This window comes from Glycomyces luteolus (assembly GCF_027622875.1).
In the GTDB taxonomy this organism is placed as follows: Bacteria; Actinomycetota; Actinomycetes; order Mycobacteriales; family Micromonosporaceae; genus Glycomyces; species Glycomyces luteolus.
The window spans coordinates 69,847-83,652 of record NZ_JAPZVP010000024.1 but is presented as its reverse complement, the minus strand read 5'-3'; the positions used below and the strand labels follow the sequence as shown (position 1 = coordinate 83,652).

General features: G+C 66.8%; 11 protein-coding genes and 1 pseudogene. 9 read left to right on the top strand and 3 right to left on the bottom strand.

The window, feature by feature from the left end; translation table 11 throughout:
* The 6 genes from O1R50_RS26560 to O1R50_RS23125 all read left to right on the top strand — a co-directional run.
* The coding region (locus O1R50_RS26560; protein ID WP_408612800.1) for an RICIN domain-containing protein at positions 1 to 161 on the top strand (161 nt) is incomplete at its 5' end.
* A gap of 240 nt (positions 162 to 401) precedes the next feature.
* Positions 402 to 1,538, top strand: coding sequence for a glycoside hydrolase family 43 protein (locus O1R50_RS23145; RefSeq protein ID WP_408612799.1), 1,137 nt, complete (start codon positions 402 to 404; stop codon positions 1,536 to 1,538).
* A gap of 209 nt (positions 1,539 to 1,747) precedes the next feature.
* Positions 1,748 to 2,101 carry a helix-turn-helix domain-containing protein gene (locus O1R50_RS23140; RefSeq protein ID WP_270112620.1) on the top strand — a complete coding sequence of 118 codons (354 nt, stop codon included), beginning with the start codon at positions 1,748 to 1,750 and terminating at the stop codon, positions 2,099 to 2,101.
* Complete coding sequence (locus tag O1R50_RS23135) at positions 2,094 to 2,483, top strand: hypothetical protein (protein WP_270112619.1); 390 nt, start codon at positions 2,094 to 2,096, stop codon at positions 2,481 to 2,483. Before O1R50_RS23140 ends, O1R50_RS23135 begins: the two co-directional genes overlap by 8 nt.
* Before the next feature lie 9 nt (positions 2,484 to 2,492).
* The gene (locus O1R50_RS23130; RefSeq protein ID WP_270112618.1) at positions 2,493 to 3,317 is read left to right on the top strand and encodes a site-specific integrase; all 825 of its coding nucleotides are present in this window, start codon (positions 2,493 to 2,495) and stop codon (positions 3,315 to 3,317) included.
* Between the two features lie 822 nt (positions 3,318 to 4,139).
* On the top strand, positions 4,140 to 4,583 hold the full coding sequence (locus O1R50_RS23125; RefSeq protein WP_270112617.1) for a MarR family winged helix-turn-helix transcriptional regulator: 444 nt from the start codon (positions 4,140 to 4,142) through the stop codon (positions 4,581 to 4,583).
* Between the two features lie 72 nt (positions 4,584 to 4,655).
* Here the strand turns inward: O1R50_RS23125 and O1R50_RS23120 are convergent, their stop codons facing one another.
* Together O1R50_RS23120 and O1R50_RS23115 are read right to left on the bottom strand one after the other, a co-directional pair.
* Positions 4,656 to 5,036: a VOC family protein gene (locus O1R50_RS23120; protein ID WP_270112616.1), complete on the bottom strand. Its 381-nt coding sequence runs from the start codon at positions 5,034 to 5,036 to the stop codon at positions 4,656 to 4,658.
* A 548-nt stretch (positions 5,037 to 5,584) separates the two neighbouring features.
* Entirely contained in the window at positions 5,585 to 6,355 is a 771-nt protein-coding gene (locus O1R50_RS23115; protein ID WP_270112615.1) for a FadR/GntR family transcriptional regulator, read from the bottom strand.
* Positions 6,356 to 6,655: 300 nt separating this feature from the next.
* Between O1R50_RS23115 and O1R50_RS23110 the strand changes: the two genes are divergently transcribed.
* The 3 genes and pseudogenes from O1R50_RS23110 to O1R50_RS23105 all read left to right on the top strand — a co-directional run bounded on the left by O1R50_RS23110 (position 6,656) and on the right by O1R50_RS23105 (position 11,112).
* Positions 6,656 to 9,628, top strand: coding sequence for a hypothetical protein (locus O1R50_RS23110; protein ID WP_270112614.1), 2,973 nt, complete (start codon positions 6,656 to 6,658; stop codon positions 9,626 to 9,628).
* 195 nt (positions 9,629 to 9,823) lie between these two features.
* Positions 9,824 to 9,944: pseudogene (locus O1R50_RS26555) on the top strand (carbohydrate ABC transporter permease); the annotation flags it as partial.
* 1 nt (position 9,945) lies between these two features.
* Positions 9,946 to 11,112, top strand: a complete 1,167-nt coding sequence (locus tag O1R50_RS23105; protein ID WP_353895402.1) for a mandelate racemase/muconate lactonizing enzyme family protein — start codon at positions 9,946 to 9,948, stop codon at positions 11,110 to 11,112.
* A 280-nt stretch (positions 11,113 to 11,392) separates the two neighbouring features.
* On the opposite strand, the gene O1R50_RS23100 is transcribed toward O1R50_RS23105, so the two are convergent.
* Entirely contained in the window at positions 11,393 to 13,750 is a 2,358-nt protein-coding gene (locus O1R50_RS23100; protein ID WP_270112612.1) for a right-handed parallel beta-helix repeat-containing protein, read from the bottom strand.
* Positions 13,751 to 13,806 lie beyond the last annotated feature (56 nt).

Sequence of the window (13,806 nt, the reverse complement as noted above, 5' to 3'; positions counted from 1 at the left end):
GCGGCGCGAACCAGAAGTGGACCTTGAACGCCGACGGCTCCGTCGTCAACGCGCAGTCGGGCCTGTGCCTGGATGTCGCGGGCGCGTCGACGGCGAACGGTGCGCTCGCGCACCTGTGGACCTGCTATGGCGGGAGCAGTCAGCGATGGTCCCTCCGATGAGCCGCCCCGACGCGTCGACTTAAGAACGCATGAGCGGGTGGCCCGGGGGGCCACCCGCTCACGTGCAGCTCCGTCACCGGTCCCGGTCGAACGCACCGCCGAGGGGCTTCACCCTTAAATCGATAGTCCTGACATTCTCAATGTTAGATCACACTTGGCCGCCGTACGCATGTTAGCGATCACCTCCGCTGTCAGCGCACCATCCGATTCGAACTGTTCGCACACCACAGAAAGGCATTGATCAATGCCTACTCGTCGTACCCTCCTGTCCAAACCGCGCTCGCTTCGGCCGCTGTAGCGGCCATTGGCGCGCCGAACGCCGCGCATGCCCAGACCTACGCGGCCTACGCCATGGCCTACTTCAAAGAGTCGCCGAACTTGACCGACGACAGCTACGCGCTGCACCTCGCCGTCAGCAGCGACGGCCTCGACTGGACGCCGCTCAACCAGAACAACCCCGTCGCCACGCCGACCGCCGGCATGGAGGGCCTTCGCGACCCGTTCCTGCTGCGCAAGCAGGACGGCACCTTCGTCGCGCTCGCGACCGACCTCAAGGGACGCGTGTTCCACCTCAACAACCAGTACATCCACGTGTGGGACTCCACGGACCTGCGCAGCTTCACCGGCTACCGCCGCGTCAAGCTCCACGACCTGGCCACCCACTCGTGGGCGCCCACCGCGTTCTGGGACGCCTCGCGTGGCCGCTACGCCGTGGTCTACTCGGCCAACAACGGCACCCGCGACATCCTCATGGTCAACTACACCAGCGACTTCGTGAACATGGGCGCCGCCGAAGCCTTCTTCGATCCCGGCTTCAGCGTGCTCGACGGCGACGTGCTCATCCACAATGGCACGTTCTACCTGGCTTACAAGAACCTCGCGGACAACAACCTCTACGTCGCCCGCTCCACCACCGGCCAGCCGAACACCTTCACCACCCTCACCAGCGGTCTGCGCCAGGGCGACGCGATCGAGGCCCCGATCCTGGTGACGTCCAACAGCGCCAACACGTTCTGGCTGTGGGGCGACTCTTTCGGCCCGGCCAACGCCGTGTTCTACCCCGCGCCCCGCCAAGGGCGTAAGGCTCAACCATGTGTGCTCAGGATGCGGGTTGGTCGCTGGGGAAGAAGACCTTCTCGACCTGGTCGTGTTGGGTGTGCAGCTCCCAGTACAGCGGCGCGATCTCTTCCGATGCGGTGGCGCCCGGCTGGCGGCCGATCCACGCGCCGATCGCTATGTGGCCGACCTGCACTCCTCGGGGAGCGGCGGCGGCGTGCAGACCGTGGGCCCAGTTGCGCAGCCACGCCGCGGCAGGGGCGACGTTGCCGAACATGTCGTGACCGAGTTCCGGGCGCACGGACGAGGCGCCGGTGGTGAACAGGATCGTGCCCGAGCCTCGGGCGAGCATCTCCGGACCGTCGAAGGCCCCAGCGACCTGGTCGACGGGCTCCTGATCGAGCTCGCCCCGACCGGACCGGTCGCGGCCATCGACCTGCCCGGCTGGACCGCGCTCCCGCTCGCGGGACGCGCCACCCGCCTGTTCTGGCGCACCCGCGCCACCCACACCGCACTCGCCACACTGCCCGATGCCGCACGGCACCGCACCACCGCCCTTCACGCCACGCGGACTACGCTCGCGGCCAAACTCACCACCGAGCAGCGCCTCGGCCGACCGCGACTCGCTCCGGTGCCCGTGCCACACGCAAGGAGCCACCGCATGCACCACCCACCCAACCACCGGCACAAACACGGAGCTGGAGTCGCTGTGGTCGATCGACCAGGTCGCGGCCTACCTCAAGGTCCCAGTCCAGACCCTGCGCGCCTGGCGCAAACACCGGACCGGGCCTCCAGCCGCGCGGATCGGCAAGCACCTGCGCTACGACCCGGCCCACGTCCGCTCCTGGGTCGCCGACCGCGTACGGGAGGCCTCCGATGACTGACGCGAAGAAGCCCACCGGGCGCAAGCAGGCCCGCAAAGGCGACGGGTCGATCTACTGGGACGAGTCGAAAAAGTGCTACTTCGGCTCGATCTCGCTCGGCATCAGGCCCGACGGCACCCGCCACCGCCCGAAGGTCAGCGGCAGCACTCAGCGCGAAGTCCGCGCCAAACTCAAGGAGCTCAAGGAGGACTTCGACGACGGCATCGATCTGGGTGAGAAGTACACCGTCGAGCAGGCCTGTCGGGACTTCCTCGAGAACGGGGTTCGCGGGCTGATCCCTGCCACGGTCAACGAGCTGCGCATCCATGCCGAGAAGTGGATCATTCCGCATCTGGGTCCGGCGAAGCTCAAGGAGCTCAAAGCCGACGACGTCGACGCCTGACTCGACACCATGGCCGAGGCCCTCGCGACGTCCTCGGTGCGGCGGCGCCTGTTCACGCTGCGGCGGATCATCAAGTTCGCCGAAGGACGCAACCGGGTCCGGCGCAACGTCGCCGCACTCGTCAAAGCCCCCAAGGGCAAAGAAGGACGGCCGAGCAAAGCGCTCACCCTCGACCAAGGGAAGGCGCTCCTGTCAGCCAGCAAGGGCCGGCCGATCCATGCCTACATCGCGCTGTCGATGTTCACCGGCGTCCGCACCGAGGAGGCCCGGCCCCTGGAGTGGGCGCACACCCACCTCAACCCGGTCAAGGGCCAATCCTGCTCGTGCGGAGGCAAGCACCTCGAGGACCTGCCCCCCCATGTCGAAGTGTGGCGGTCGGTCCGCGAGGGCGGCGACACGAAGACACTGAAGAGCCGGCGGACCATCGCCCTGCCCGACTTCATCGTCGCACTGCTCCTCGCCCACCGCGAACAGCAGCAGACGTGGCGCGCGGCGCACGGCTGGAAGTCCGAGGGCATCGTCTACGTCTTCGGCACCCGCAACGACACCGTCCAGCAGGCGCAAGTCATCCGCGACCAGTTCCGCGCCGTCGTCGCCAAAGCCGAGATCCCCGGATCCTGGACACCGCGCGAACTGCGCCACTCGTTCGTGTCACTCATGTCCGACAACGGCGCCACGCTGGAGCTCATCGCCGACCTCGTCGGCCACGCCAACACCACCACGACCGCCACCGTCTACCGCCACCAACTGCGACCGGTCATGACCAAAGGCGCCGACCTGCTCGACGGGGCCTTCGCCAAAGGCCTCCTCAACGAGCCCGAGGACAAGCCTTAACCCATCGAACGGACGCTTCAGCGGCCCTCGGTGGAACCACCGCCGGGGGCCGCACTCGTCCCCCTGACCCGCGAGTAAGCACGACTACCAGGCCCGATTGGCTCACCGACCAGTAACCCCGGAACGAGCGAACTCCCAGATCAAAGCCTCGATGCCAACGACCACTCGCCATCATTGGCTAACGACCAGCAATGACCGGCAATGGCCGATCCGCAACGGCGCCTTCGCGAACGGCTCCAAGAAACGGACCGAATGGCTCCCCTATTGGCTCCCCGCGGCCCTCTACAAAGGCGCCACCCGGGACCCCGGGCCTGCCCGAAAGACACGAAAAAGGCCCTGTTACCAGGGCCTTTAGTCTGTGCGCGAGGGGGGACTTGAACCCCCACGTCCATAATAGGACACTAGCACCTCAAGTCTATTTTATGCGCCTCAAAGTCCGATATCCTGACCATCCTCGCAGGTAGATCATACCGCGCGTTAGTCATCAATAGTCATTGTCCGGCAACGTTGAGCATCGTTTTCCGCAGCGAATGGCTCGTAAATTGGCTCCGCAATGCCATCCATAATCGACTAATTTCTAGGGCCTTGGGATATGAGACCCACCCGGGTCATGTAGTCACAGATTCGTACGCCCCCGAACTGGAAGAACACGACTCCACTCTGAGTTTCCTACTCCCGGCGACGTACGACCGGCACATCCATGATCAGGGCCGTATGAGCGCAAGAGCGCCCTGCTGCTCCTGCCAGACAACCGCCAGGTTCGATTTGGTGGGAGAGGTACCATGTAGCTTCGCTTGAAGCTAATTCCTGGGAAGGCATAGCGTGGCTGGTCTGCAGTCGTTCTTTCATGAGCTGGTCTATTTCCAGGTTGAGCTGTGGGATGCCATTGACGCGCGCCTCCAGGCCGAGTGCGCTCTGCCGCTCACCTGGTTCGAGATCATGGACCTGTTGGAGCAGCATTCCGGCAGTCGGGTGCGGGATATCGCCGCGGCGTTCTCGATCAGCGTCGGAGGCACGAGCAAGGTCGTCGACAAGCTCGAAGCCGCCGGATACTGCGTGCGCCACCCAAATCCGAGCGATCGCCGCTCGTCGGTCATCGAGCTGACGGCCCAAGGGCGGCAAGCACTGGCGGCGGCGATGCGTGTTTTCGAGAACGAACTGGAGGCGCGGATCGGGTCGGTCGTGCCGCGCCAGCGGATTACAGAGCTTCATGAAACCCTAGTCGAACTGCGGGCCGCGGGCCGCGCGCTGCCGACTCCCCGCTGACTGCCTCGCCAGTCCGGCAATCGCGAAATGCCCGCCGCGACCAGTTGGACGGCGGGCATTTCCCTGCGTGTCTTATTTCGCGGGCGGCGAGAAGACGCCGAAGTGGTTGCCGGCGGTGTCGCGCAGGCGGCCGAAGGTGATCCCGGAGGCGTCGGTGACCGGCTCCATGGTCACTTCGGCGCCGAGGCCCTTGGCCTGCTTCACGACCGCCGCCACGTCCTTGACCAGGACGTAGAAGACGGCGTAGTCCTCGAACCTGCCCCCCGATTCAAAGATGCCGCCCGAGGCGGGCTGGCCGGGGGTGGTGGTGATCTCGTGGTAGTTCACGCCGGGCAGGTCGGTGTTGAGCCTGAACTGCCAGTCGAACAGCTCCCCGTAGAACTCCTTGACCTTGTCGGGCTGATCCGTACCGAACTCGAACCAGCCGATCGAACCCATGGCGGGTGCGCCCATGACGCCACTCCTCACTATCGATGATCCGGAACCGCGGCAGCGGTCCGGCAGTGTGAGCTTAACCCAACAAGATTCCTAGGAAGATACTTCTGTGGAATATTTCTCGCGAAGGCAGGCACAGGCGTGCCTCTCGTGAGGAATGGGCGCCATCTGGAGGGAGCGCCGATGGAACCGGTCGAGATCGAGGAGGCCTTCACTGGAGCCGGACTCGCCGACCGCCTCGACTTCAACAGATACGCCGAGGCTGCCTGACGAAAGCCGAACACGTAGCGGCCGGGCGATCCATGCGGATCGCCCGGCCGTGTGTTTCGGTTCGCAGTTCAGGCCTGCGTCAGCCCGAGGTCGGACAGCAACCTGAACGTGGTGCGCGGCCGCGTGCGGCAGTCCGCTCTCCGGGTGCGCGCCCGCTTCAGAAACGCCGACGAGCGCGACCGGCTACACCGACCTGCGCGACTCCGCAGCCGGTCGGCAGGCACGGCGGCGTCCTCGGCTGGCGCGACAGCGGGCGCCCGCTCGCCACGGCCTGAGCTCAGCCCGAAATCGGTGCGTCACCTGTCGAGTCGGGTCGGGTCGCCTTGGTCGATGCGGCGGGCCAGCCAGGCCTCGGTGATGTGGTTGAACATCGCCTCGGCCGCCCCTTCTGGATCACGCGCGGCGATGCGCTCGTAGACGCGGCGGTGTCCCTGGTTCGACGCCACGCACAAATCGCGTTCATCCTTGCCCATATAACCGGCGGTGTTGAGGACCTGGCCTTCCAGCGACCGCACGACCGCACGTGCAATGCGGTTGCCCGAGGCCCGCATGACGGAGTCGTGGAAGTCCCGATCGTGTTCCTTATAGGCGACGACGTCGTCCACGAGCTCGTCCATTCGGTCGACCTGTGAGTGCAGCCGCTCGATCAACGCGTCGTCGGCCGAGCGGGCCGCGACGTTCGCCATGTCGGACTCGAGCAGGCGCCGAGTCACGACGAGGTCATCGAGGACCGCCAGGCTTCGATCCGCCTCGACAGTCGCAGCGAGCACGGCCTCGTCAAGCATGTTCCACTCCGTCTGAGGCCGCACTGTAGTGCCCGTTCCCCGGCGGATCCGCACCATGCCCTTCTCCTGAAGGATCTTCACGGCCTCCCGCACGACAGTCCGGCTCACCGCGAACGCCTCGCACAGGGCCGGTTCCGGCGGCAGCGACGAGTTCGCTGGATATTCGCCGAGCACGATGCGCCGCACCAGCTCCGCGGTGATCGCCTTGGCCAGATTGGCCGGTCTCCGGGTCCACTCCTGGCGCGGTGGATGCTCCGTGGCGGAGTGCCGCAGATCCGTCATAGTTCCTCCATGCCCGGTGGTCGCGGTCAGTCTACGACACGCGTTTGACATCAGACGTCATACGTTCTATGTTTCAGGCTGATGAGCAGGCGACCGGACACCTCGGGAGAGTGATTGCAATGAAGCAACGAGCAGCATGGGCCGCCTCCTTCTCGACGCCGGCGCAATCGCGTCCGACACCAACATCGTCGCCCAGATTCCGAGCGGCCGACCGGTTCTCCACAACCGCTGAAGACATGCAGAACGGAAGCCCGAACACCTTGCATCCGAACATCACTCAACGAACGGAGCTGTGGAGCAATGCCCCCTGCTACAAGACAACGAAGTCGAACCGCCCTCGCACTCGCCGCGCTCGGCGCCGCGATCGCCTGCGTGGTGGCCATGCTGGGTAACCCGGCGGCAGCGGCCGGCAAGGACCGCACGCTCACGCTGTACGTCAGCCCGGACGGCAAGGGCACCGCCTGGTGCCAACCGCAGGTCCCGTGCTCACTGGAGCGGGCCCAAGAAGTCGTCCGTAGCGCCGACGGCCACGACCGCGACATCGTGGTGCAACTGGCCGGCGGCACCTACCGCCTCACCGAACCCCTCCGCTTCGACGCTCGCGATTCGGGCTCTGCCGACCACCCGATCACCTGGACCGCGGCCCCTGGCGAGACGCCCGTCATCTCCGGCGCCTCGCCGGTCACCGGCTGGACCGAGTCGACCGCGATGCCCGGTGTGTGGGAGGCGCCCGCCCCCGCAGACGCGAACCTGGAGGCAAGGCAGCTCTACGTGGACGGCCGTCTCGCCACCCGCGCCCGCACCGAACTCCCCCGCGACGCCCTGACCTTCACCGCCGACGGCGTCGACCTGGCCGACTCACTGGCATGGCTGGCCGACATCGACCAGCCCGACCGCACCGAACTGGAGTTCGTCGGATCCTTCACCCACCGCCGGTCCCCGGTCGCCGACATCACCGCCGACCGCATCGCGATGGCCCAGCCCGCCTGGAACAACAACACGTGGGGCTGGGACACCGTCCAGCGCACCTTCCGCGCCGGTCCGCTCTACATCGTCAACGCCCGCGAATTCCTCGACGAGGACGGCGAGTGGTACCTGGACCGGGAAGCCGGCAAGGTCTACTACAAACCCCTGGACGGCCAGGACGTGACCGAGGCGAGCGTCGAACTGCCTCGCCTCGAAACACTCCTGGAGATCGGCGGCACCTACGACGAACCCGTGCACGACCTTCGGTTCTCCGGCATCCAATTCACCGGCACGACCTGGACGACCCCGAGCACCGACGAAGGCTACGCGAGCCAGCAGACCGGCGCGTACCTCGTCGGCAGCGACCACGACCGACCGGCCGACGCCTTCGCCACCTGCGCGGAAGGCTGCAAGGAGTTCGAAGGCGCACGCAACACCTTCCTCCAGATGCCCGCCGCCGTCCAGGTGTCGGCGGCGCACCGCATCGAACTGAGCGACAACGTCTACACCGGCATCGGGTCCGTGGGCCTCGGCATCGGCAACGACGCCAACGCGCACGCCACCGGCATCGGCCTCGGCGCCTCCGACATCGTCGTGACCCGCTCGCAGTTCCACGAGACCGCAGGCCAGGCAATCGTGGCCGGGGGCATCGCACTCGACTCGCACCACCCCAGTGATGAACGCATGATCGTCGAGGACGTCACCATCAGCGACAACCTCGTCGACAACGTCGCCATCGAGTACAAGGACGGGGCGGGAATCCTCGCCACCTACGTGACCCGCGCGAACATCGTCCGCAACGAGGTGCGGAACCTGCCGTACTCGGGCATCAACACCGGCTACGGCTGGGGCGCCCACGATCCCGGGGGCAGCCCCGAATACCTGGAACGCGGCCTCTACAACTACCAGCCGATCTACGACACGCCCACCACGCTGGTGGACAACCACATCGCGTTCAACTACCTCCACGACGTCATGCTGGAGATGAACGACGGCGCCGCGTTCTACAACCTGTCGGCCGCACCCGGCAGTGTGCTCGAAGGCAACTACATCCGCCTCCCCGACGATCCCCCGACCGGACGCGCGGCCGTCTACTTCGACGAGGGCTCGCGCTACTGGTCCGTGAAGGGCAACGTCTTCGACGCCGCGCACACCCAGTTCTTCAACCAGCGCTCCAACAACCACACCGGCGACGTCGCCTACACCGACAACTGGGTGATCGGCGGCAGCGCCAACTTCGCTGACGGGCGCGGGACGAACACTGTCACCGGCACGGTGGGACTCGCCCGCGGCGAGTCGGTCCCCGCCGACGCCGCCCGAGTCATCTACAACGCCGGGATCGCGCCCGAACTGCGGACCGGCACCGACCCGAGCCGCCCGGAACTGGCCGTCGACATCACAGCGGACGGCTCGGTCGCACCGGGATCGGCGATCACGGTCGAACTGATCCTGACCAACGTCGCCGAGGACGTGGACCTGACCGACCTGTCGCTGACCGCCACGGCTTCGGAAGGCTGGACCGTCGAGCCGGTCGACGAGGTGCCCGCTTCCCTGGAAGCGGGTGGTTCGGCCCAGATCGAGCTGCGGCTCACCGCTCCTGAGTCAGTCGATGAACCCATCGAGGTCGGCACGGTCGAAGTCGCCGTCGGCTTCACCGTGAACGGCGACCAGAACTCCCGGAAGGTGAACGCTGCAACGGCAGTCGGCGCGCCGGTGTCCACTCTGCGCACGTACGGCTCAGTGCCGGGCGTGCTCGGCGAACTCGACGGTGCCTATGCCATCCGCAATGCGGGCGCCGACATCTGGGGGGCAGGCGGCCAGCGCGACGACGAATACGGCACCGTCTACGCTCCGGATTCCTTCCAAGAGGGTTCGGTCGTCACGGTGCGGGTCGACGCGGTGGATCCGGTCAACCCGTGGACCAAGGCCGGCCTCGTGATCCGCAACGACGTCACCGAGCCCGAGGAGGCGACCGGGTACGTCGTACTGGTGGCCACACCGGACAACGGCGTGAGCCTTCAGTGGGACTCCGATGGGGACGGATTCCTCGACCAAGGACGGCAGCAGCCGGCCGCGGCCCCGGTCTGGCTCCGGCTCTCCCGCGAGGGCGACCAGGTCACGGCCGAATTTTCGGCGAACGGCACCGATTGGACGCAGCTCGGCGCTCCCGTGACCGCAGCGGGGACGTCCGCTACGCAGGATGCGGGGATGATCTTCACCGCTCATTCCACCTCGGTCGGTCAGGCGCAGTTCAGTGAGTTCACCGTCGAGACCGTGGAGGCGACCGACGGCGACCAGGCGGTCTGACGCGATGCGAGAAGTCGAGACCGTGCCGGACACGAGCACACCCTCCCCGGCCCGCACCTCGACGGTGCGGGCCGGGGGCCCGACGAGCTCGCGGTGCCGGCCCGCCCGAGGGGCGCGGCGGCCATTCGCCGACCGTCTCGCGCCGTATGTGCTGGGCCGGTTGCGGTTCCGCGGCTCGCGAATGCTGCTCCCTGCGCGGCCGACATCCCGACCTTCGCCGCAGGAGTGCTCATCGCCGCGCTCCCGGTGCTGCTGCTCTATCTCGTCTTTCAACGCCAGATCGCCGCGGGCATCACCGCGGTCCACGAAGGGATGACATGCGCATCACCGGTTTCCGAACGTTTACGACGATCCAGGAGTGGGATCGCCCGGTGGGCGACGCCAACGGTGTCCTCGATGACGGCGTCACCGTCCTGCCAGTGCTCCTGGTCGACACCGACGAGGGGATCACCGGAGTCGGGCTGGGATCGCATGCCGAAGCGGCGACCGTGTTCGCCGCGATCGAAGGCGAGGATCCGCGGAGTGTGACCGCCTTGTACGACCGGATGCTGCGCTACGCCTTCAAGGCCGGCCACAACGGCGCTCTGTTCGGGACGATCGGCGCGCTCGACACCGCCCTGTGGGACATCAAGGCGCAGGCGGCCGGGCAGCCGCTGTGGCTCCTCCTGGGCGGTCGCGACCGGCGCGTGCCCGCCTACGCCTCGGGACTCGATATCGGCCTGGGCGACGAAGAGCTGGTCAATGCCTACGTCGTCTATGCCGAGCGCGGACTGCGGGCGGCGAAGCTCAAGGGCGGCATCGATCCCGAAGCCGACCGCCGCCGTCTCGCCCTAGTGCGAGAAGTGTTGGCCGACGCCGGCACCGCGCGGCCGGGTCTCATGCTCGACGCCAACGAGACGTGGTCGCGCAAACAGGCCGTCCGCCACATCGGCGAACTCGAGCGCACGCTCGACCTCGCGTGGGTCGAGGAACCGGTGCGGCGCTGGGACGCCGAAGGCTTGGCCGTGGTCCAGCGCGGCGTCCGCGCCGCCATCGCCACAGGCGAGAACCTCACTGGACTCGAGCAGTTCCGCCCGCTCCTCAAGGCGGGCGGGGTCGACATCGTCCAGACCGCCGCGGTCGGCGGCGTCACTCACTTCCTGCGCACGGCCGCGCTGGCGCACGCGTTCGACCTGCCGGTCAGCCCCATCGGCAACATCCCGGTCGGACTGCTGCACGCCGCGACAGCCGTGCCCAACCACCTCGCCAGCGAGCTGCAGGACCTGCACCCGCCCGTCGGCATCGAAGTCGAGCACGCCATCGAGGACGGCTCTTACATTCTCGGCGACGCACCCGGCCTCGGTGTGCGGGTGGACGAGAACGCGATCGCCGCTCTTGCTCCCCGGCCGCACCTTCCCCGGCCTGAGGGCCCGGGGGTCCGGCCTGAACGCGCGGGGCACCGGCTGCTCACCGCTGCGGCAGCTCCGTCCGATGCCGCCGGCTGATCAATGCTAGGACCGCTTCGGTGCGGCTCTTGCGAATACGTCGTTCCGGCAGCGCGCACATCAGGTGCGGGCCGGATGCGGCCCCGGTAACCACTGAAGCGGTCACAGGGAACCTGGCGCTGGCAGTTCCACCAAGCCGAGTCGGCCGGACAACCCCGCCGCCCTCTACGGGCCGGCGGGGTTGTCCGCTTCAGGGAAAGCGGTTCAACGGCTGAACTGCTGGTTCCGGCCGCCCTTGCCGTCCCTGTGCGACCTCGGCGCTTTGGCCGCCGATGCCGCCCTAGCCCTTGGCTTCGCCGGTGACGTTGAACTCCTGTACGCCGATCTTCCCGCCAGTGTTGGTGTTCTGTACGAACAGCCGGATGCTGGTGGTGGCCACGTGCGTGGGCGGCTTGTAGACGACCGGAGCGGTCGTGTTGATGGCCTGGTAGGGCATGATGTCGATCCAGGCGTTCTGACTGGCACTCCAACGCTGGACCTTCCAATGCGTGATCATCCACGTGCAGCAGTTGTCCTGCTGGATCGTGAAAGTGAACGCGTTGTAGTCGCCCCCGAGGTCGAACTGCACCCATGCCTCGCTCTGCTCGGCGCTCGCCTCGCCGGTGTGCAGCGTCTCGTCGAACAGCTTTTTCAGCGAGGAATCCCAGGTGCTGCGGTTGCTGTCGGACAGGGTGGCGGCGTTGGCGAGGTTGGTCGCGGGCACCTTCGACCGCAAGTGCTCGTAGGAGGACTGCAGGCTCGCACTGTCCATGATCGAGCGGGCCTCTGCCGGCCATGCTCCATCGCTGATGACATGCGGTCCGCCGTCGCGGTCGAAGATGGCGCCGCTGGTCGTGCTGTTGGACGCGTCGGTGTGGTTATGCGAGGCGTACACCGACAGGGGCTGGCGGTAGCGATTCGACCAGTCGAACCGTCCGTCCTGTGACACGTTGTAGTCCCAGCGGGTCTGGTAGCTCTGGTTGTCGCTGTAGAAGTTCGACGACGACGTGTGGTCGTGCACGTAGTTGTGGCTGAAGGAGGAACCCGGCCACGCGCCGAAGGTGTAGACGGCGCCACCGTCGTACATGCCCCAGGTGTGCTTCGCGGTGGCGTTGTAGAGCTCGTTGTGGCTGAACGTGGTCTTCCCGACTCCGTCGACCAGATTGAACTCGTCTGACTTGCGCTGGTGGAATCCCATGTAGGCAGTGTCGTAGACGAGATTGTGCGATATCTCCGCGTTGTACGTGTTCATCAGGCTGATACCGGTCGCCTGGAAGAAGTCGTCACCCGTGTCCGTGACGATGTTGTTCCTGATGACGATGTTCTTGGTTCGCGCCGCGCTGCCCGCGCGCACGTCCATCCAGCGGCCGGCGATGATGCCGGCCGCGGTGAGGTTGTGGAAGACGTTGCCGGTGATCGTGGTGTTCTCGGCGCCGTCGAGCAGTTGGATGCCGCCACTGCCCATCTTGCGGACGGTGTTGTTCGTGAACATGACGCCGTTGGTGTTGGTCAGCCTGATCTGGCCGGGCACCTCGCCGCCGTACCCGTCGTAGTTCGGATCGTTGAACGGGTCGTCGGCGTACAGCGCCTCGGCCTGGGTGCCGCCGATGTGACGGTCGCGCGGCAGCAGCCAGTTGCCGTGCTCGAAGGTGACGCCGTCGAACGTGATGTCGCGCGCCTTCGCGGTCGTGCTGCGGCCCTTGATGTTCACCAGCGACTCGACCACTGGGACGTGCGCACCGACGGCGTTCACGTCCTCCCCGGGCAGGGGGTAGTAGTAGATCTTGTCGGTCGCGCGGTTGTGGTACCACTCGCCGGGCGCGTCCAACTCCTCGAACGCGTTCAGGAAGTAGTAGGTGTGGTCGAAGTTGAGCGAGTCCCCCGCGTCACGGTTCAACCGGACCTGAAAGTGCGGCTGGGCGAGCTGGACGCGCTTGTAGGCACCGCTGGTGCTGATGTCGACCAGCGGGAAGTAGTCGGCCTTGAATCCGATCGCGATGTGGAAGAGTCGCACGTCGGTGACGTTGGTATAGTCCGGCACGCTCCCCGCGGGGAATTCGATGCCGTCGTAGGAGCGGTCGGGGCGGTCCGGGTTCGCCGGGGGGTTGGGTATCGCGGGATCGTTCCAGAATGCGGTGCCGGCGATGCCCTCGCTCATCGCCAGCTGGGCGCGCTTGCCGCCGACGTAGAGCTGCCGGAAGTAGTCGGCGTAGCCGGCGGACTCGGGTACGTCGGCGACGTAGTAGGGGGCGCTGCCGGCCCGCGTCCAGCCGGTGACGGCCTTGCCGCCGTCCATGATGGGGGCCTCGCCAGGATAGGCCCGGTAGACGACTCTGAACCCGTTCGAACCGGAGTCCGCGTCGGTCAGGTCGAACGGCGCGGTGCGGACGTGCCGCCCGCCGCGCAGGTAGACGACGACGTCACCGGTCATGTTGTCGTTCAGGTTGTTCTGTCGGATGTGGTTCCGTGCCTTCTCCAGGGTGGCCCATGGAGCGGCGGCGGTGCCGGAGTTGCTGTCGCTCCCCGTCGGCGACACGTAGAACGAGTGCTGGACGGCCGCCCGTGCTCCGTCGACCGGCACGAAGCCGGCCAGGGCGACCGCCAGCGCCACGAGGATCGCCAGGATTCCGGTTCTTCGGGTGCTGATCGTGGGTCTCATCTTTCCCTCTCGGCTTGCGGGAAATCGACGCCTCGAGACGTGTCCGCCGGGTCTCG

Bases quoted from the DNA above. Each gene is read 5' to 3' on its own strand.
- O1R50_RS23140 (WP_270112620.1), top strand. From the start codon at position 1,748: ATGCCGCACGGCACCGCACCACCGCCCTTCACGCCACGCGGACTACGC.
- O1R50_RS23135 (WP_270112619.1), top strand. From the start codon at position 2,094: ATGACTGACGCGAAGAAGCCCACCGGGCGCAAGCAGGCCCGCAAAGGC.
- O1R50_RS23130 (WP_270112618.1), top strand. From the start codon at position 2,493: ATGGCCGAGGCCCTCGCGACGTCCTCGGTGCGGCGGCGCCTGTTCACG.
- O1R50_RS23120 (WP_270112616.1), bottom strand. From the start codon at position 5,036: ATGGGCGCACCCGCCATGGGTTCGATCGGCTGGTTCGAGTTCGGTACG.
- O1R50_RS23115 (WP_270112615.1), bottom strand. From the start codon at position 6,355: ATGACGGATCTGCGGCACTCCGCCACGGAGCATCCACCGCGCCAGGAG.
- O1R50_RS23110 (WP_270112614.1), top strand. From the start codon at position 6,656: ATGCCCCCTGCTACAAGACAACGAAGTCGAACCGCCCTCGCACTCGCC.
- O1R50_RS23105 (WP_353895402.1), top strand. From the start codon at position 9,946: ATGCGCATCACCGGTTTCCGAACGTTTACGACGATCCAGGAGTGGGAT.
- O1R50_RS23100 (WP_270112612.1), bottom strand. From the start codon at position 13,750: ATGAGACCCACGATCAGCACCCGAAGAACCGGAATCCTGGCGATCCTC.